This is a genomic window from Providencia sp. JUb39 (assembly GCF_012272845.1).
In the GTDB taxonomy this organism is placed as follows: Bacteria; Pseudomonadota; Gammaproteobacteria; order Enterobacterales; family Enterobacteriaceae; genus Providencia; species Providencia lanzhouensis.
The window spans coordinates 3,308,184-3,325,876 of record NZ_JAAWXD020000001.1; the positions used below are offsets into that span (position 1 = coordinate 3,308,184).

Sequence of the window (17,693 nt, forward strand, 5' to 3'; positions counted from 1 at the left end):
AACCGATTACATAATTAATGCGCTAGCGCAGATAATAAAAAGGTAATATTTATGAGATTGTTTTTGCTCGCCCTCGCTACATTTGTTTTAGCTGGGTGCGGAATTAATCAATACACCAGTCCAAGCATGAATAAAGGGTTTTCGAGCATGAAATTATCGAAACCTTTACCTGTCGAAACTGAAGAAGATGTCAGTGCAGAAAACATTAAATTAATGAACAGCCCTGAAGAATTATTAGGAATGCCATTTCGTGACTTAGGTATTGTATCTGGTGAGTCATGCAGAAAAAATGCAAAGAGTCCCCCTATTAACCTTGATTCAGCTAAAAACAGTATGTTGACGCAAGCCGCTTATATCGCTGCAGATGCAGTGTTATTACATCAGTGCCAAACCAAATCAGCACCGGGTTGTTACCAAGCAACGGTATGTGAAGGTAGCGCACTTAAAATTGTTGAATAATCAACTTATGCAATCTTTTCAATTTAATGTTATCGGGCATATCGAATCCCCTTATAAAGAAAAGTTTGCTATTCCTCGCCAGCCTGGGCTGGTTCAAAACGGCTTTGGGCGTTTGCATTTACATCCGCCATACAATGACCCCAATGCCGTTAGAGGATTAACTCAATTTAGCCATATTTGGGTGTTGTTTGTTTTTCACCAAACGATGGAAGGTGGCTGGAAATCGCTAGTACGCCCTCCCCGCTTAGGTGGTAACGATAAAATGGGTGTGTTTGCCACTCGTTCAACATTTCGACCAAACCCGATTGGGATGTCGTTAGTTGAATTAAAAGGCGTAACTATCGAAAACAACCAAGCCATTCTTGAACTCGGTAGCCTAGATTTAGTTGATGGCACGCCAGTGATAGATATCAAACCGTATCTGCCTTTTGCTGAAGCTATCACAACTGCCAAAGCAGGTTATGCTCAAGAAGCACCATCAGAAGATATGCAGGTTATATTTAGCGCGCAAGCTCAGCTTGAATGTGATAAATACCTATCTCGCTATCCCGGATTAGCATCTTTTATTGAGCAAGTATTAAAGCAAGACCCACGTCCTGCCTATAAGAAACAATCCAATGAAGCCCGTGATTATGCGGTTCATTTATTAGATTTCAATGTGCGCTGGCGAGTGACTAATAATATCACTGAAGTGTTTGCCATCGAACGTAATGAAAAATCGCGTTAACCTCTTTTGACAAAGCATCGTCACTGGTAGACTAGCTGTTTATTCCGCTGCTTAGCAGCTTTAAATTATTGGGTAGGCATAAGCCCTACCATAATTTGTTGTTCTAATGGAACCTATACAATGCGTACTAGCAAATATCTGCTCTCAACTCTAAAAGAGACCCCTGCGGATGCAGAAGTTATCAGCCACAAGCTGATGCTGCGTGCAGGGATGATCCGTAAACTTGCTTCTGGTCTGTATGACTGGTTACCCACTGGCGTGCGTGTTCTGCGTAAAGTTGAAAACATCGTTCGTGAAGAAATGGAAAATGCAGGCGCTATCGAGGTATCTTTACCCGTCGTTCAACCTGCTGACTTATGGCAAGAAAGTGGACGTTGGGAACAATATGGCCCTGAGTTACTGCGCTTTGTAGATCGTGGTGAACGTCCTTTTGTTTTAGGCCCAACCCATGAAGAAGTTATCACTGATTTAGTGCGTAACGAAATCACTTCATACAAGCAATTACCATTGAATTTATTCCAAATTCAAACCAAATTCCGTGATGAAGTTCGTCCTCGCTTCGGTGTAATGCGTTCTCGTGAATTTATCATGAAAGATGCATACTCGTTCCACACAAGCCAAGAGTCATTGCAAGAAACTTACGATGCAATGTACCAAGCTTATAGCAAAATTTTCACCCGTATTGGCTTTGATTTCCGTGCAGTACAGGCAGACACCGGTTCTATCGGTGGTAACGCTTCTCACGAATTCCAAGTCTTAGCACAAAGCGGTGAAGATGATGTTGTCTTCTCTACTGAATCTGATTTTGCAGCTAATATCGAATTTGCTGAAGCAGTTGCACCAAATGTTCAACGTGCGGCGCCAAGCCAAGAGATGCATTTAGTTGATACACCAAATGCAAAAACAATTGCTGAATTAGTTGAACAGTTCAATCTGCCAATCGAGAAAACAGTTAAGACTCTGATTGTTCATGCCGAGAAAGACTCTGGTCATACTTTAGTTGCCCTGTTAATTCGTGGCGACCATGAACTTAATGAAATCAAAGCAGAAAAACACCCATTAGTGGCAAGCCCACTGCAATTTGCATCAGAAGAAGAGATCCGCAAAGCCGTTAACGCAGGTCCAGGCTCTTTAGGCCCGGTGAAGATGCCAATGCCAATCGTCATTGACCGCAGCGTTGCGGTGATGAGTGACTTTGGTGCAGGTGCAAATATTGATGGTAAACACTACTTTGGCATCAACTGGGAACGTGATCTCCCACTACCGGAAGTTTACGATCTGCGTAATGTGGTAGCGGGTGACCCAAGCCCAGATGGTAAAGGTACCCTGTTAATCAAACGCGGTATCGAAGTAGGTCATATCTTCCAGTTAGGCACAAAATACTCTGAAGCGATGAAAGCTTCTGTGCAGAACGAAGAAGGTCATAACCAAATCGTGACAATGGGTTGCTATGGTATTGGTGTAACGCGTATTGTTGCAGCAGCGATTGAGCAAAGCCACGATGAGCGCGGTATTGTATGGCCTGACGCTATCGCACCGTTCCACGTTGCTATCCTGCCAATGAACATGCATAAGTCTTATCGCGTTAAAGAAGTTGCTGAAAAACTGTATGCAGACCTGAAAGCGCAAGGTATCGATGTTATTTTCGATGACCGTAAAGAGCGTCCGGGCGTGATGTTTGCCGATATGGAACTGATTGGCGTTCCGTACACTATCGTCATTGGTGATCGTAATTTAGATACTAACCAAGTTGAATATAAATCACGCCGCAGTGATGATAAACAGCTGGTTGGTTTAGATAACGTAGTTAGCTTCCTGAAAGAAAAATTAGCTAAATAACCGTTACGTTAACCTAAATACAAAAAGCTCAGAGTTCAGTTTTACTGTCTCTGAGCTTTTTTATTGTCACTAAGCCTTTTTACAATATAACCAAAATGAATTCAGGTTATTTGCAAGAGCGAGTTTTATCAAACTGAATATTCCCTGTAGGAATAAATGCAGAATCAAATTGACCGTCTTCCATTGATGGGCGAATTGAATAGAAACCATCCACTTCTAAATACACTGGCGTACCGCCATCCACATCGGTATCACTATAGGCTTTCTCTAGCTCAATACCTGACGTTGCATATTTACGCCCAGAACCACATTCAGTAAATACAGCGGCATCCGCCATATAACGATATTCGCCACGCTTTTTACTTGGAGTGACCTGTTTTAAGGTATGGTTCATTGAGCTCTCAATCGCTTTGCCTTCTAAATCTAGCAGTGTGATTGACTGGTTATCAGGAGATTGTGCAAAGTATGTACGTTCTGCTTTTGAGTTAGTTAATGTTAATACATTTTCCGTGCTAGACCAGTTCCCTGTTTCATGGAACATTTGGTTCCCTTCACGGGTTTCTAAATAAAGCAGTTGCTCAACATAGCTACCATCTGGATTCACTAATAATGTTGCTTCAATACCCGAACAATCCGCACAAGGAAGTACACCACTATAAACATGGTCTACAGGCGCAAAATTTGCTTCATTGACACTGCTTTGACAGCCGGATAATGCCACAGCACCCGCTGAAATAAGAGCTAATAAAAGTACTTTCTTCATTATAATTCCCTTCAGATCATTCAATTATCACTGTTTCGCTTATTAATACATCATAACATCTCAACGAATAAAAAAATAAGGTATGCAAAAGTTTACAATCGGATAAATAACCAGCTAAAGATATCAGTTTAGTGAATAAGAATTTTCCTTTTCCCACGTCACTGATTATAGTTATTAAATTACTATGCTATTATCGAGCGAAGCACTTTTGATTTAGCTTTTTATTTCATCGGTAAATGCTTAGTCGATAAATGCTAGTGTTTTTAGATAATACAAACATGTTCAAGGCGGCAATAACCGCCACTAACACAGTGGTGAGGGAATATGTCTACAGATAATGAATATCAACCAATCAATTGTGATGATTACGAATATCTAGAAATCGCATGCCAGCGTCAATTAAAGCTGCAAATTAAGCTTAATGACGGCGAGAATATTGAAGGGCAAGCCAGTGATTTGCTCCTACGAAAAAAAATTGAGTACCTCGTCCTGATTACGCAGGAAGGAACCAAGGAGCTACGACTGGATATTATCTCATCCTTCAGTCATCCTGAAATCGGCACTATCGTTGTCGACCACTCTCACTAACACTCGTTTTCTGAGTTTCTTCTATGCCCCTTATGATAGTCACAGTCATAAGGGGTTTCTAATTTTTGGATAGTCTATGCAGCTTATTCGCAGGAAAATTCATTGGTATTTATCCAATGTTCGGAATTTTGCCAATCAATAGCAATCCCAATATTATCTTCCCCTACAAATCCATCAGGAGTAATAAAACATCCCACGGCACAAATTAGTGTTTCATTATAGTAAATGAGCGGGGTTCTTTCTCGCATCCATGGAGCAACACCCAATTCTTGCCAAATTTTCTTGCTGCTACGTGAACGATGGCGACCGACAATATTTAGTGAGCCTTGCAATCCAAAGCGAATTGTCACTTTCTCCGTTTCTTGTGGTGGGCGGATCTGCCCTTCTCCATCCATCACAACCAGTGTTCCCAGTGATTCAGGTAAGAGATAAGCCTCTGGATAATTCCACTGATACTGTTTTCCCATCAGGTTATTAATGCGCTTAACCACCCACAGAGCTCCTTGATAACGGCGAATTTCCACATCCCCTAAGCGACAGATAGGTTCCGCATCCTGCCGAGCAAGTGCCACTTCCTGCCAAATCCGTTCCAATTGATTGAAAGGCGGCATAGCGAGTTGGTGAAGACCAATCCAGCGACGGATCAAAGCGTTACGCTTGGCAACTGAACAGTGGATAAGCCCATCAATATACAGTCCACCACGATAATCGATGATGTCATCAAGTGAATCTTTCAGCAGCTCGTCCAGCAGCGCCTCTTGTTCTGCACATAATGATGCACTTCGGGAAACGGCATTGGCAAAATGTGGCCAGCGTTCAGATAATCTTGGCATAATATGCAAGCGCAGGAAGTTACGATCATAGCAGTCATCTTGATTGCTATCATCTTCAACCCAAGGAAGTTGATACTCCGCCCGATAGTTTTCTAATTCATGGCGAGAAATAGAAAGCAGAGGACGTAATAGAACTGTTTTTCCATTTTTCGCTTGAAAAGGAAGTGACTCCGGCATTGCTGAAAGCCCTGCTGGGCCGCTTCCTCGCTTCAGAGCCAGCATGAATGTTTCAGCTTGGTCATCAAGATGCTGAGCTGTCACCATAATTTCATCGTCGAGTAGCTCATCACGATATGCCTGATAACGTTCGGCTCTTGCTGCCGCTTCAACACCAATCTGAGTGCTATCCACCGTCACATGCTGGCAAATAAACGGGATATCCCATTGTTGGCATAATGAAGCACAGTGAGCTTCCCATTTATCCGCTTGAATATTTAAGCCATGGTGAATATGAATTGCGCGAATTTCTAATGACGGTAACTCATTGAATTTTAGCTGATAAAGAGCATGTAGCAATACCGTGGAGTCGATACCACCACTGAATCCAACCAGAATTTTTCGATAGCTTCCGATTTTTTCTCGAACTGTTGCGAGAATATGCTTTGAGGATTTCGCCATTATCTTCTCTTTATTCCACTCACTTCTTAATTCAATATTATATTAAAGATAATAAAAAAACGGGAGCTGGCTAAACAGGCTCCCGTTTCAAAATAGGCTGGATTGCACTTAATAGGTTAGCTAATTAGCAGTAACCATATCCCATCAGACGTTGGTAACGACGATTTTTCAATGCTTCTTCATCCAGAGCTTCTAACTCATTCAAGTCTTGCGTGATTTGTGCTTTCAGAGATTCCGCAATTTCATCGTAGTTACGATGAGCGCCGCCCAGAGGTTCAGGGATCACGCTATCAATCAGCTTCAGCTCTTTCAAGCGAGGTGCCGTAATACCCATCGCGTCAGCCGCTAGTGGTGCTTTATCAGCACTTTTCCACAGAATAGATGCACAACCTTCTGGTGAGATAACGGAATAAGTGCTGTATTGCAGCATATTCACTTTATCACCCACACCAATCGCTAATGCGCCACCTGAACCGCCTTCACCGATCACGGTACAGATCACCGGAACGGATAAGCGAGACATTTCACGTAAGTTACGCGCAATCGCTTCGGATTGACCGCGCTCTTCTGCACCAACCCCCGGATATGCACCCGGAGTATCAATAAACGTAATAATTGGCAGGTTAAAACGCTCAGCCATTTCCATCAGACGCAGTGCTTTACGGTAGCCTTCTGGTGCTGGCATACCAAAGTTACGGCGAATTTTCTCTTTCGTTTCACGACCTTTTTGATGACCAATAACCATCACAGGGCGCCCATCTAAACGAGCTAAACCACCAATAATCGCTTTGTCATCGGCATACGCGCGATCACCCGCTAATTCTTGGTAATCTGTAAAAATGCGAGAAATGTAATCCAAAGAGTATGGACGACGTGGGTGACGAGCGAGTTTAGCAATTTGCCAAGCCCCCAGATCAGAGAAAATCTTACGTGTCAGTTCAACACTTTTTTCACGTAAACGAGCAACCTCTTCATCCAGGTTGACTTCTAAGTTGTTATCTTGACGGCTAACTGCGGTTAGGGAATCGATTTTCGCCTCTAATTCAGCAATCGGCTGTTCAAAATCAAGAAAGTCCAGACTCATAATATTCCTATTTTAGTCAAATTCTAATTCTACCTGCTCACTACCCAGCAGAGTTCGAAGGTCGTTCAGAAGGGGATCCACGGGTGTTACACGCCAAACAACGCCAAACTTAAGCTTAGCTCTGGCATCATCCTTCTGATAATACAAGTGAACCGGTATCGTGCCTGAACGGTGAGGTTCAAGCGCATTACGAAGCCGATTCAGTAATTGATCGTTAATCTGTTTATCGGACAGTGAAATTGCAAGGCCGCGCGCATACTTTTCCCTTGCTTCTCCGATATCCATCAATTCGCGCACTGTCATTTTATTACCACCATTGAAATCATCAAAGCTGACCTGACCGGTGGCAATTAAAATATTGTCTTTTTCCAACATATGTTGGTATTTATCCAGCGCATCTGAAAATAACATAATATCCAGACGACCGGAACGATCATCGAGTGTGCAAATCCCAATTCGGTTTCCACGTTTGGTTGTGATCACTTTGGCAGAGAGCACTAAACCTACCACAGTTGTCACTTGACCACGAGGGGTTGGGTTCACATCTTTCAATCTCAAACCATTTGTATAACGCTCTATCTCACTTAAGTATCGCGTTATTGGGTGACCTGTCAAATAGAGACCCAAAGTTTCACGCTCACCTTCTAGCACGACTTGCTCAGGCCACTTCGGCACACTCGCGTAAGAACTTTCAACCTGCTCAGGGGCTTCTGCAAGCACCCCAAACATATCCCCTTGCCCGATAGCTTCTGCTTTCGCATGCTGATCTGCCGCTTTTAATGCGTCTTCAAGGGATGACATCAACGCCGCTCGGTGAGGACCTAAATGATCGAATGCCCCTGCCATGATCAGCTTTTCCATCACTCGGCGGTTAATCTTTTTAATATCCACTCGAGCACAAAGATCGAAAATTTCTTTAAAGATACCGCCTTGTTGGCGAGCTTCAATAATCGCTTCGATTGGGCCTTCACCAACGCCTTTAATTGCACCGATGCCGTAAACTATCTCACCTTCATCATTCACATGGAAGTGATATAACCCACTATTGATATCTGGTGGCAATACTTTCAAGCCCATACGCCAACATTCATCTACCAGCCCGACTACTTTTTCCGTGTTATCCATATCTGCAGTCATTACTGCAGCCATAAATTCAGCCGGATAGTGGGCTTTTAGCCATAATGTTTGGTACGAAACCAGCGCATAGGCAGCGGAGTGTGATTTGTTAAATCCATAACCGGCGAATTTTTCCACCAAGTCAAAGATTTTCATCGACAACTCACCATCTACCCCATTTTTGATGGAACCTTCCTCAAAAACGGAGCGCTGTTTTGCCATCTCTTCAGGTTTCTTTTTACCCATCGCACGACGCAACATATCCGCACCACCGAGGGTATAACCTGCTAAAACCTGAGCAATCTGCATAACCTGTTCTTGGTATAGGATAATACCATAAGTTGGCTCTAGAACAGGTTTTAATGATTCGTGCTGCCAATTTACATCAGGATATGAGATCTCTTCACGACCATGTTTACGGTCGATAAAGTTATCTACCATCCCCGATTGCAGCGGACCTGGGCGGAATAAAGCCACCAGAGCGATCATATCTTCAAAACAGTCAGGTTGCAGGCGTTTAATCAGATCCTTCATTCCTCGGGATTCTAATTGGAATACCGCCGTGGTTTCCGAACGCTGCAACATATCGAAGCTTTTCTTATCCTGTAAAGGAATAGCTGCAATATCAATCGGTTCTAAATTTTTCTTGGCTCGACGGGCATTGATCATCTCCAATGCCCAGTTAATAATGGTCAGCGTACGCAGACCTAGGAAGTCGAATTTTACCAAGCCAGCATATTCGACATCGTTTTTATCGAATTGTGTAACGGGGTTATTGCCTTCAGCATCGCAATAGAGCGGTGCAAAATCCGTAATTTTAGTTGGTGCAATAACTACCCCACCGGCGTGCTTACCGGCGTTACGTGTTACCCCTTCAAGCTTACGCGCCATATCGATTAGCGCTTTAACCTCTTCATCTGCTTCATAAATTTCAGGCAGCTGCGGTTCTGCTTCAAAGGCTTTTTCAAGGGTCATTCCCGGATCAGGGGGAACGAGTTTAGAAATTCGGTCAACGAAACCATAAGGGTGCCCCAGCACCCGTCCCACGTCACGAATAACAGCTTTTGCCGCCATCGTACCAAAGGTAATAATCTGGGATACCGCGTCTCGCCCATACATTTGAGCAACGTGATCAATAACTTGGTCACGTTTTTCCATGCAGAAGTCAACGTCAAAGTCTGGCATTGAAACCCGCTCTGGGTTCAAGAAACGCTCAAACAGTAGGTCAAGTTCAAGTGGGTCTAAGTCAGTGATTTTTAGTGCATAAGCCACTAAAGAGCCCGCACCTGAGCCTCGCCCTGGACCAACAGGAACACCATTATCTTTCGACCACTGGATAAACTCCATTACGATCAAGAAGTAGCCAGGGAATCCCATTTGGTTGATAACATTAAGTTCGATTTCTAAACGTTCATCATATTCAGGGCGTCTTTCTGCTCGGACTTTTTCATCTGGGAATAAGAATTTAAGGCGCTCTTCCAGACCTTCTTTTGAACGCATGACCAGAAAGTCTTCCGTTTCCATATCCCCAGTCGGGAATTTCGGTAGGAAATATTCACCAAGACGAATAGTGACGTTACAGCGCTTAGCAATCTCTACACTATTTTCTAATGCTTCAGGGATGTCGGCAAACAGCTCGCACATCTCTTCTTCAGTACGTAAGTATTGCTGAGGACTATAATTTTTTGGACGCTTCGGATCGGCTAACGTGAATCCATCATGAATAGCGACACGAATTTCATGGGCATCAAAATCGCTGCTTTCAATAAAACAGACATCGTTAGTTGCCACTACAGGCAGACCACGCTGAGTTGCTAATTCGACAGCAGCATGTAGGTAGCTCTCTTCATCAGGTCGCCCAGTACGAATAAGCTCAAGATAGTAAGCATCAGGAAAGTGGGTTTGGTAGAACGCTAAGCTCTCATCCACTAATGCTTGGTTACCGCGGAGTAGAAACTGCCCCACATCCCCTTTTCTACCGCCTGATAGTAGGATCAAACCCTCTTTATGTTTGACGAGCCAGTCACGATGAATCGTGGGACCAATTACGCCATAACCTTTTTGATAAGCTTCGGAGATGAGTAAGGTGAGGTTTTGATAGCCTTCGTTGTTGCGAGCCAGAACCGTTAAGTGAGCAACCTCATCACCAAGTTGCTCACTTTCCATATAAAAATCAGCCCCAATGATCGGCTTGATACCTGCACCATGAGCCGCACCATAAAACTTCACTAACCCACAAAGGTTAGTAAAATCCGTGATGGCAAATGCAGGCATGCCCATGGCGGCGACTTTTTTCACTAATGGAGCGGTTTTCGCCAGCCCATCAATCATGGAGTAGTCACTGTGAACACGTAGATGAATAAAACGAGGAGAAGCCATTAACTTTATACCTATTTTTCTTATGCCGACTATTTAATGTCTAACGCACGTCTTACAGGCGCGAAGCTTTTACGGTGAAACTCGGTAGCGCCAAACTCAGCTAATTTTTCTAAATGATACGCTGTAGGATAGCCTTTGTGTTTCGCAAAACCATATTCAGGGAACGCTTTATCAAGCTCGACCATTTCTCTATCTCGAACCACTTTCGCCAGAATTGATGCAGCGCTGATTTCTTGGACTAAACTATCACCTTTGACAACAGCCTGTGATGGCATGGTCAATTTAGGGCAGCGGTTGCCATCCACTAAGACGAATTCTGGTTGAATTGAAAGGCCTTCTACCGCTCTTTGCATTGCCAACATAGTCGCATGCAGTATGTTGAGTTGGTCAATTTCCTCAGGTTCTGCACGACCAATACACCAACACAGTGCTTTTTCTTTGATCTCATCGAACAGCTTTTCACGCTTTTTTTCGCTGAGTTTTTTCGAGTCGGCAAGTCCTGCTATCGGGTTATTAGGATCTAAAATAACCGCTGCAGTCACTACAGCGCCGACTAAAGGTCCACGCCCCACTTCATCAACGCCAGCAATTAAGTTGGCTTTCGGGTATATAAATTCCATTATTTTCTAACCAAATCTAATACAGCATCAGCGGCTTGTTGGTCTGCATCACAACGAATGAGTTGATGCAATTGTAAGAAAGTTTCCTTCAGCGCGTCCACTTGCTCTCCGCCCTCCAGCAATGGAAGTAACTGGTCGGCAAGTTGCTGTGGCTGGCACTCTTCTTGGAGTAATTCTTTCACGATTTCTTTCCCTGCCAATAAATTTGGCAAAGAAACATAAGGCGTTTTGACTAAGCGCTTGGCAAGCCAGAATGTGAAAGGTTTCATGCGATAACCTACTACCATTGGGCATTTGGTTAGCATACATTCTAAGGCAGCGGTGCCAGAAGCAAGTAATGTCGCATCTGCTGCGGTCATTGCATCGCGAGCCTGTCCATCCAGAATATGAACATTCAACTCTGGAGCAACCTGTTGTTTTATCTCATCGAATTGCTGGCGTCGTTTCTGATTTACCAGAGGCACAACAATATGTAGATCGGCAAAGTGGCTACTTAATAGTGTAGCGGTTTTCAAGAAATCAGCACTGAGCATTTCAACTTCAGAATGGCGACTTCCCGGTAACAATGCTAAGCATTTTGCAGTCGCAGGGATATTTAAACGCTCACGCGCAGCCTGTTTATCAGGATTTAAGGGGATTGAGTCCGCCATGGTATGCCCGATAAAACGGCAAGGGACATCAAAACGGTCATAAAATGCTTTCTCAAACGGGAGAAATGCCAAGACTAAATTGGTGGAACGGCCAATTTTGAATACGCGCTTTTGGCGCCATGCCCAAACAGATGGGCTGACATAATGAATGGTTTTAATGCCCTTTGATTTTAAGCGACCTTCAAGGGTGATATTGAAATCAGGCGCATCAATACCAACAAACACATCAGGTTGTAACTCAGTAAAACGCTGAGTTAAATCTTTACGGATGGATAATAAACGAGGTAAACGACCAAGGACTTCAACAATCCCCATGACGGCGAGCTCTTCCATTTCATACCAAGCTTCGCAACCTTCTGCTTGCATGAGAGGACCAGCAACACCGACAAAACGGGCATTGGGAACTTGTTGTTTTAAGGCGCGGATAAGCCCTGCGCCTAAGATATCACCAGAAGTTTCTCCGGCAACAAGGCCAATAGTAAGTGGGCGGTTGCTATTCACCAAAATTCGCTCCTTATTAAAGGCCTTTTCTTGTGTTCATCTACAGCAGCAAAAATTAACGAATAATTCCGCGCTTAGATTGTGCTGAGTCTTCTAAGAAATCACTAAATACTTTGACGTGTTCGTCAGTTTTTGCCATTTCAGCAATTTCTTCACGCGCTTCTTCTAAAGACTTCCCTGAGCGGTATAACGTTTTGTAGGCGTTACGAATAGCGTGCAGAGATTCTTTTTCAAAACCACGGCGTTTTAAACCTTCAAGGTTTAAACCAAATGGAGTTGCATGGTTGCCCTGTGCAATAACGTATGGAGGTACGTCTTGTGCAACACCAGAGCATCCACCGACCATTACGTGCGCACCAATCTGACAGAATTGATGCACCGCAGTCATGCCACCAATAATAGCGAAATCACCAAGAGTGACGTGACCACCTAACGTTCCGTTATTCGCGATAATACAGCGGTTACCAATGATGCAGTCATGCGCAATATGGACGTTAACCATCAGTAAGTTATCATTACCAATTTTAGTTAGGTCGCCACCTTGTGTGGTTCCTCGGTGGATAGTCACACTTTCACGGATGCGGTTACGGTCGCCAATCTCAACGCGAGTTGGCTCACCTTGGTATTTCAGGTCTTGGTTAATTTCACCAATCGAAGCAAATTGAAAAATAACGTTGTCGCAACCAATTTTCGTGTGTCCGTTTACAACAACGTGAGATTTCAGCTCAGTACCTTCACCAATTTCAACATTAGCGCCGATATAGCAAAAAGGACCAATGCGTACATTGGCACCAATAACAGCTCCATCTTCTACAATAGATGAGGGATGAACATAGGCAGTTTTGTCAATCATATCAGACCTCACGACGACGGGCGCACATCATTTCTGCTTCGCAGGCCACTTCTCCATCAACTTTTGCTACACCTTTAAAACGTGCAACACCGCGACGTTCTTTGATAAATTCAACTTCCAGGATCATTTGATCTCCTGGCAGAACTGGACGTTTAAAGCGTGCGTTATCAATCGCTGCAAAATAATACAGTTCGCCGGGTTCAAGTTTGCCTACGCTTTTAAATGCAAGGATACCCGTAGCCTGAGCCATTGCCTCTAAAATTAAAACACCCGGGAAAATTGGTTTGCTAGGGAAATGTCCCTGAAAGAATGGCTCGTTAAAAGAGACGTTCTTTACCGCGCGCAAAGATTTACCTTCTTCAAAATCCAATACACGGTCAACCAAAAGGAATGGATAACGGTGCGGAAGTAGTTCTAAGATTTCTTCTATATTCAGAGTATGATTATCACTCATCGAAATACTCTTCCTGTCTATTAATGCTATTTAATTAATGAATCGGCCCGCTTTAACTCAATAGCGAGTTAACAGGCAGGCCGGAAAAAACGTAACTCAAGAAACTATTTTAGCTTGAATTACCAAATAATTACTGATTTTTTTGATTTTGGCTATCTAATTCACGTTCAAGTGTTTTTAGACGCTTATTCATCTCATTGATGCTTAAGACTAAAGCTGCGGTTTTACGCCATGCTTTATTCGGCTGTAAAGGAATACCGGAAGAGTAAACTCCTGGCTCAGTAATTGGTCGCATCACCATTCCCATACCTGTTACGGTAACCTTGTCACAGATTTCCATATGACCATTGATAACACTGGCTCCGCCAATCATACAATAGCGACCGATTTTTAAACTACCAGCCATAATGACGCCACCCGCAACTGCGGTATTATCGCCTATTGTTACATTGTGCGCAATTTGGCATTGGTTATCGATGATAACGCCATTGCCAATGACTGTGTTATCTAATGCGCCACGGTCAATTGTTGTACACGCGCCGATCTCAACACGAGATCCGATGATCACGGTACCTAATTGCGGGATCTTGATCCAATTACCACGATCATTGGCATAACCAAAGCCATCAGAACCGATCACTGTACCTGACTGGATTAAGCAACTTTCCCCAATCTCAACATGATGGTAAACACTGACATTCGCCCATAAACGGGTGCCTGCACCAATGCGGGTATTTTTACCAATAAAACAACCTGCACCAATCACAACGTTATCACCTAGCACAACGCCACTTTCGATAACGGCATTCGCGCCAATTGCTACATTCTGTCCAAGCTGGGCATCATCAGCAATGACCGCTGACGCATGGATATTCTCAGCAGGGGCTGGAGTGGTATCCATAATTTGCGCCATGTGCGCATAAGCAAGGTAAGGATTATCTACAACCAGTGCAGCAACCTTACAAGCACTCAGATCTTTTTCAGTTAATACCACAGCCGCAGCTTGGCAATCTGCCAACTTATCGCTGTAACGGCTATCAGATAAAAAAGTAATCTGCTGATTGTTCGCTGAATACATCGGTGCAATACCGGTGATGACGATATCGCCATCACCGTGTAACTGTGCATTCAACTGCTGAGCGAGGTCAGCTAATCGAATTGAAGACATCTATTATTTAACCTGTTTTTGAACCTGACTGGTGATATCGATACCATCTTTTGCATACGCAACTGCGTTTGCATCGATAACAACATCATAGCCTTCTTTCGCTGCAACAGATTTAATAGAATCTTGGATACGGCTCAGGATTTTATTACGCTCTTCAGCTTGACGACGACGATTGTCTTCTTCAAATTTCTGAGCTTTCTCAGCGAACTGGTCACGTTTAGTGATTAATTCCTTTTCCTGCTTTTCACGATCGCTAGTGCTCATAGTCGCGCCGTCACGACGCAGCTTTTCTACGCGTGATTGCAGATCTTTTTCCAGATTCTGCAGTTCAGTAGCACGGCTTTTGAATTCACTCTCAAGCTGTTTAGCAACGGCTTCACGAGCAGGCATGTTCTGGAAAACTTCGCCAACATTAACGATAGCGATTTTTTCAGCATACGCACCCGCAGACATTGCTAAAGCAATACTTACACCCGCTGCACACAACAATTTTTTCACACTAAACTCCTTAACCCATTCTTATGGCTGGAAATTTTGGTAGCCCTCATTATTTTATGAGGGCTGATTTCGATAGAGACTGAATTATTACCAAGTTCTACCAATATTAAATTGGAACTGTTCTGATTTGTCGCCTTCGTAATCCTTGATAGGTTGCGCATAGGAGAAGACCAGAGGCCCAAGTGGCGAAATCCATTGTAAAGCAATACCCGTAGAAACACGGACGTTAGTTGCTGTACCGTAGTCAGGCATACCTGCACGCCATGCTGGGTTAATACTGTTCCAATTGGTATCCCATACGGTTCCCGCATCAACAAACAGAGACGTACGGATCGTATTCGCATATTTCTCGTCGATAAATGGCGTTGGTGTAATCAGCTCAAATGAACCTGCATACATCGCGTTACCACCAACCGCATCGCTTGATGGGCTACCTGGCTCAGGACCATCTTTGCCATCTACATTCTTCAGATATACAGCTTTCGGACCGATGTTATTCGAACGGAAACCACGGATGGTGCTAGAGCCCCCTGCATAGAAGTTCTCATAGAATGGCATTTGTTTGCTACCAATACCATCACCATAACCCGCCTGCGCACGACCTAACACAACCCATGTTTCATCATCATTCAATGGGAGATATTGGGCTGTATCAAAACGCAGTTTGTAGTATTCGTTATCAGAACCTGGGATTGTCACTTTACCTGAAACGCTAGTTTTGTTACCCGATGTTGGGAAGAAACCACGGTTTAAGGAGTTATACGTCCAACCTAAGTTCAGTGTAAAGTCATCCGCTCTGAAGCTTTCTTTGTTACGACCATCTTTAGTTACCGGTGGGTTTTCACCCATAGATTGTAGATAGTCCCACATTGCAGCTTGCGCACGCATGTCAGACAGGTCGTTATGAACATAACCCGCACCAATACGGAAGGAGTTATTTTCATTGAATGGGAAGCTTAATGTGCTATCTAGACCATACGTTTTGTTGTTATAGCCAGATAAGTCCGCATCTTTCGCACTAAAGTCGTTATAGAAAATACGTCCCCCCAGACTCACACCGTTAACAGTGAAGTAAGGGTCTGTCATTGAAAACTCGACGTTTGTTGAGTAGTCATTTCGGCTAGCGTTAATGCCAACCGCATTACCTGTACCCAACCAGTTATCCTGAGTTACACCAACTTGGAAGCTAACGCCACTTTCAGTACCGAAACCAACACCAAAGTTCATTGAACCGGTGTTACGTTCTTTAACCTTATAGATAACATCAACTTGGTCTGGGCTACCCGGAATACGCTGAGTTTCAACATCAACAGTTTCGAAGAAACCAGTACGGTTCAGACGCTCTTTACCTAATTCAACTAAATCGTTACCTAACCAAGCACCTTCCATTTGACGCATTTCACGGCGTAAAACGGAATCTTTACTGGTATCGTTACCTTGGAAACGAATTTGGCGAACATAGAAACGGTTACCTGCATCAACGTTAACATGCAGCTTAACTGTCTTATCAGCGTCATTAATTTCAGGCTGAGTCATTACGCGCGGATAAGCGTAACCATAACGACCAAACAGGTCTTTAATTTGGTTTTCCATCTGAGTCACTTGCGCACCATTGTATAACTCACCTGGTGTAATAGTGATCAGCTCTTGGATATCCGCTAAATGCTCTGCCGTATTACCATTAACGTCCACACCAGAAATCTTATATTGATCTCCTTCAGTGACATTAATCGTAATGTAGATATCTTTCTTATCTGGTGTCAGGCTCACTTGCGTTGAGTCGATATTGAAACGTGCATAACCACGATCAAGGTAGAAACTGCGCAGGGTTTCTAAGTCACCCGCCAATTTTTGTTTTTGATATTTTTGGTCAGCCGCCAGGTTCCACCATGGCACATCGTCACGCAATTGGAGCTTATTCACCAATTCCGCTGTTGAGTAATTTTTATTACCCACAATGTTGATCTGCTGGATTTTTGCAGACACGCCTTCAGAGAACACAAATTTTAAATCCACACGGTTACGTGGTAATGGCGTGACCACCGCTTTTACTGTCGCGTTGTATTTACCAACACTGTAATAAAAGTCCTCTAAACCTTTTTCAATATTCGCAATTTTAGTGCGGTCTAATGCTTCACCCACACGGACATTGGATGCTTCCAAGTTCTGCTTTAGCATGTCATCTTTTACAGATTTGTTACCTGTAAAAGTGATACTCGCGATGGTTGGTCGTTCTTTAACTTGAACGATCAGCGTATTTCCATCACGCAGGACCCTAACATCTTCGAAGTTACCTGTAGAGAATAGCGAACGTATCGAACGACTAATATCTTCGTTATCGATTGAATCCCCGACCCTGACAGGCATGTTCAATAATGCTGCACCAACGGCGACGCGTTGTAGACCTTCGAAACGAATGTCTTTAACTACGAATCCGTCTGAACCGTATGCAGTGGCGCTACCTAAAAGCAGCGACGCTATGAGCAACTTTTTCATCGCCATCGTTGTTATGCGTATTCCTTACTGGTCCCAAGCTTACAAAA

15 protein-coding genes are annotated in these 17,693 nt (G+C 43.7%); 4 read left to right on the top strand and 11 right to left on the bottom strand.

Annotation, left to right across the window (positions count from 1 at the left end; all coding sequences use genetic code 11):
• Positions 1–51: 51 nt before the first annotated feature.
• From rcsF to proS, 3 genes are all read left to right on the top strand, one after another.
• A complete protein-coding gene (gene rcsF / locus HFU86_RS15400; RefSeq protein ID WP_036956388.1) occupies positions 52–459 on the top strand; it encodes an Rcs stress response system protein RcsF in 408 nt (135 codons plus the stop codon).
• A gap of 7 nt (positions 460–466) precedes the next feature.
• Positions 467–1,186: a tRNA (N6-threonylcarbamoyladenosine(37)-N6)-methyltransferase TrmO gene (gene tsaA, locus HFU86_RS15405; protein WP_187129613.1), complete on the top strand. Its 720-nt coding sequence runs from the start codon at positions 467–469 to the stop codon at positions 1,184–1,186.
• A 120-nt stretch (positions 1,187–1,306) separates the two neighbouring features.
• The gene (gene proS / locus HFU86_RS15410; protein ID WP_132496495.1) at positions 1,307–3,025 is read left to right on the top strand and encodes a proline--tRNA ligase; all 1,719 of its coding nucleotides are present in this window, start codon (positions 1,307–1,309) and stop codon (positions 3,023–3,025) included.
• A 106-nt stretch (positions 3,026–3,131) separates the two neighbouring features.
• Here the strand turns inward: proS and HFU86_RS15415 are convergent, their stop codons facing one another.
• A complete protein-coding gene (locus HFU86_RS15415) occupies positions 3,132–3,788 on the bottom strand; it encodes a copper resistance protein NlpE N-terminal domain-containing protein (protein WP_036956383.1) in 657 nt (218 codons plus the stop codon).
• A gap of 324 nt (positions 3,789–4,112) precedes the next feature.
• Here HFU86_RS15415 and rof point away from each other — a divergent pair, with 324 nt between their 5' ends.
• Entirely contained in the window at positions 4,113–4,376 is a 264-nt protein-coding gene (gene rof / locus HFU86_RS15420; protein ID WP_006658392.1) for a Rho-binding antiterminator, read from the top strand.
• Positions 4,377–4,459: 83 nt separating this feature from the next.
• Here the strand turns inward: rof and tilS are convergent, their stop codons facing one another.
• The 10 genes from tilS to bamA all read right to left on the bottom strand — a co-directional run bounded on the left by tilS (position 4,460) and on the right by bamA (position 17,652).
• Positions 4,460–5,827 (bottom strand): tRNA lysidine(34) synthetase TilS, encoded by a 1,368-nt coding sequence (gene tilS, locus HFU86_RS15425; RefSeq protein WP_187129614.1) that lies wholly within the window; start codon positions 5,825–5,827, stop codon positions 4,460–4,462.
• 124 nt (positions 5,828–5,951) lie between these two features.
• Positions 5,952–6,911 (bottom strand): acetyl-CoA carboxylase carboxyl transferase subunit alpha, encoded by a 960-nt coding sequence (gene accA / locus HFU86_RS15430; RefSeq protein ID WP_187129615.1) that lies wholly within the window; start codon positions 6,909–6,911, stop codon positions 5,952–5,954.
• Positions 6,912–6,923: 12 nt separating this feature from the next.
• Positions 6,924–10,406, bottom strand: a complete 3,483-nt coding sequence (dnaE, locus tag HFU86_RS15435; protein ID WP_132496497.1) for a DNA polymerase III subunit alpha — start codon at positions 10,404–10,406, stop codon at positions 6,924–6,926.
• Positions 10,407–10,435: 29 nt separating this feature from the next.
• Entirely contained in the window at positions 10,436–11,026 is a 591-nt protein-coding gene (rnhB, locus tag HFU86_RS15440) for a ribonuclease HII (protein WP_132496498.1), read from the bottom strand.
• On the bottom strand, positions 11,026–12,180 hold the full coding sequence (gene lpxB / locus HFU86_RS15445; protein WP_132496499.1) for a lipid-A-disaccharide synthase: 1,155 nt from the start codon (positions 12,178–12,180) through the stop codon (positions 11,026–11,028). Before lpxB ends, rnhB begins: the two co-directional genes overlap by 1 nt.
• Positions 12,181–12,232: 52 nt before the next feature.
• Positions 12,233–13,030 carry an acyl-ACP--UDP-N-acetylglucosamine O-acyltransferase gene (lpxA, locus tag HFU86_RS15450; protein ID WP_132496500.1) on the bottom strand — a complete coding sequence of 266 codons (798 nt, stop codon included), beginning with the start codon at positions 13,028–13,030 and terminating at the stop codon, positions 12,233–12,235.
• Between the two features lies 1 nt (position 13,031).
• Positions 13,032–13,484 (bottom strand): 3-hydroxyacyl-ACP dehydratase FabZ, encoded by a 453-nt coding sequence (fabZ, locus tag HFU86_RS15455; protein ID WP_006658399.1) that lies wholly within the window; start codon positions 13,482–13,484, stop codon positions 13,032–13,034.
• Between the two features lie 130 nt (positions 13,485–13,614).
• Positions 13,615–14,652 (bottom strand): UDP-3-O-(3-hydroxymyristoyl)glucosamine N-acyltransferase, encoded by a 1,038-nt coding sequence (gene lpxD / locus HFU86_RS15460; protein WP_108478502.1) that lies wholly within the window; start codon positions 14,650–14,652, stop codon positions 13,615–13,617.
• A gap of 3 nt (positions 14,653–14,655) precedes the next feature.
• A complete protein-coding gene (gene skp / locus HFU86_RS15465) occupies positions 14,656–15,150 on the bottom strand; it encodes a molecular chaperone Skp (RefSeq protein ID WP_036956365.1) in 495 nt (164 codons plus the stop codon).
• 87 nt (positions 15,151–15,237) lie between these two features.
• Complete coding sequence (gene bamA / locus HFU86_RS15470; protein WP_132496501.1) at positions 15,238–17,652, bottom strand: outer membrane protein assembly factor BamA; 2,415 nt, start codon at positions 17,650–17,652, stop codon at positions 15,238–15,240.
• Between the last annotated feature and the right edge of the window lie 41 nt (positions 17,653–17,693).

What these genes read in the sequence shown, in the direction of transcription:
- rcsF (WP_036956388.1), top strand. Translation starts at nt 52, where the DNA reads ATGAGATTGTTTTTGCTCGCCCTCGCTACATTTGTTTTAGCTGGGTGC.
- tsaA (WP_187129613.1), top strand. Translation starts at nt 467, where the DNA reads ATGCAATCTTTTCAATTTAATGTTATCGGGCATATCGAATCCCCTTAT.
- proS (WP_132496495.1), top strand. Translation starts at nt 1,307, where the DNA reads ATGCGTACTAGCAAATATCTGCTCTCAACTCTAAAAGAGACCCCTGCG.
- HFU86_RS15415 (WP_036956383.1), bottom strand. Translation starts at nt 3,788, where the DNA reads ATGAAGAAAGTACTTTTATTAGCTCTTATTTCAGCGGGTGCTGTGGCA.
- rof (WP_006658392.1), top strand. Translation starts at nt 4,113, where the DNA reads ATGTCTACAGATAATGAATATCAACCAATCAATTGTGATGATTACGAA.
- tilS (WP_187129614.1), bottom strand. Translation starts at nt 5,827, where the DNA reads ATGGCGAAATCCTCAAAGCATATTCTCGCAACAGTTCGAGAAAAAATC.
- accA (WP_187129615.1), bottom strand. Translation starts at nt 6,911, where the DNA reads ATGAGTCTGGACTTTCTTGATTTTGAACAGCCGATTGCTGAATTAGAG.
- dnaE (WP_132496497.1), bottom strand. Translation starts at nt 10,406, where the DNA reads ATGGCTTCTCCTCGTTTTATTCATCTACGTGTTCACAGTGACTACTCC.
- rnhB (WP_132496498.1), bottom strand. Translation starts at nt 11,026, where the DNA reads ATGGAATTTATATACCCGAAAGCCAACTTAATTGCTGGCGTTGATGAA.
- lpxA (WP_132496500.1), bottom strand. Translation starts at nt 13,030, where the DNA reads ATGATTGACAAAACTGCCTATGTTCATCCCTCATCTATTGTAGAAGAT.
- fabZ (WP_006658399.1), bottom strand. Translation starts at nt 13,484, where the DNA reads ATGAGTGATAATCATACTCTGAATATAGAAGAAATCTTAGAACTACTT.
- lpxD (WP_108478502.1), bottom strand. Translation starts at nt 14,652, where the DNA reads ATGTCTTCAATTCGATTAGCTGACCTCGCTCAGCAGTTGAATGCACAG.
- bamA (WP_132496501.1), bottom strand. Translation starts at nt 17,652, where the DNA reads ATGGCGATGAAAAAGTTGCTCATAGCGTCGCTGCTTTTAGGTAGCGCC.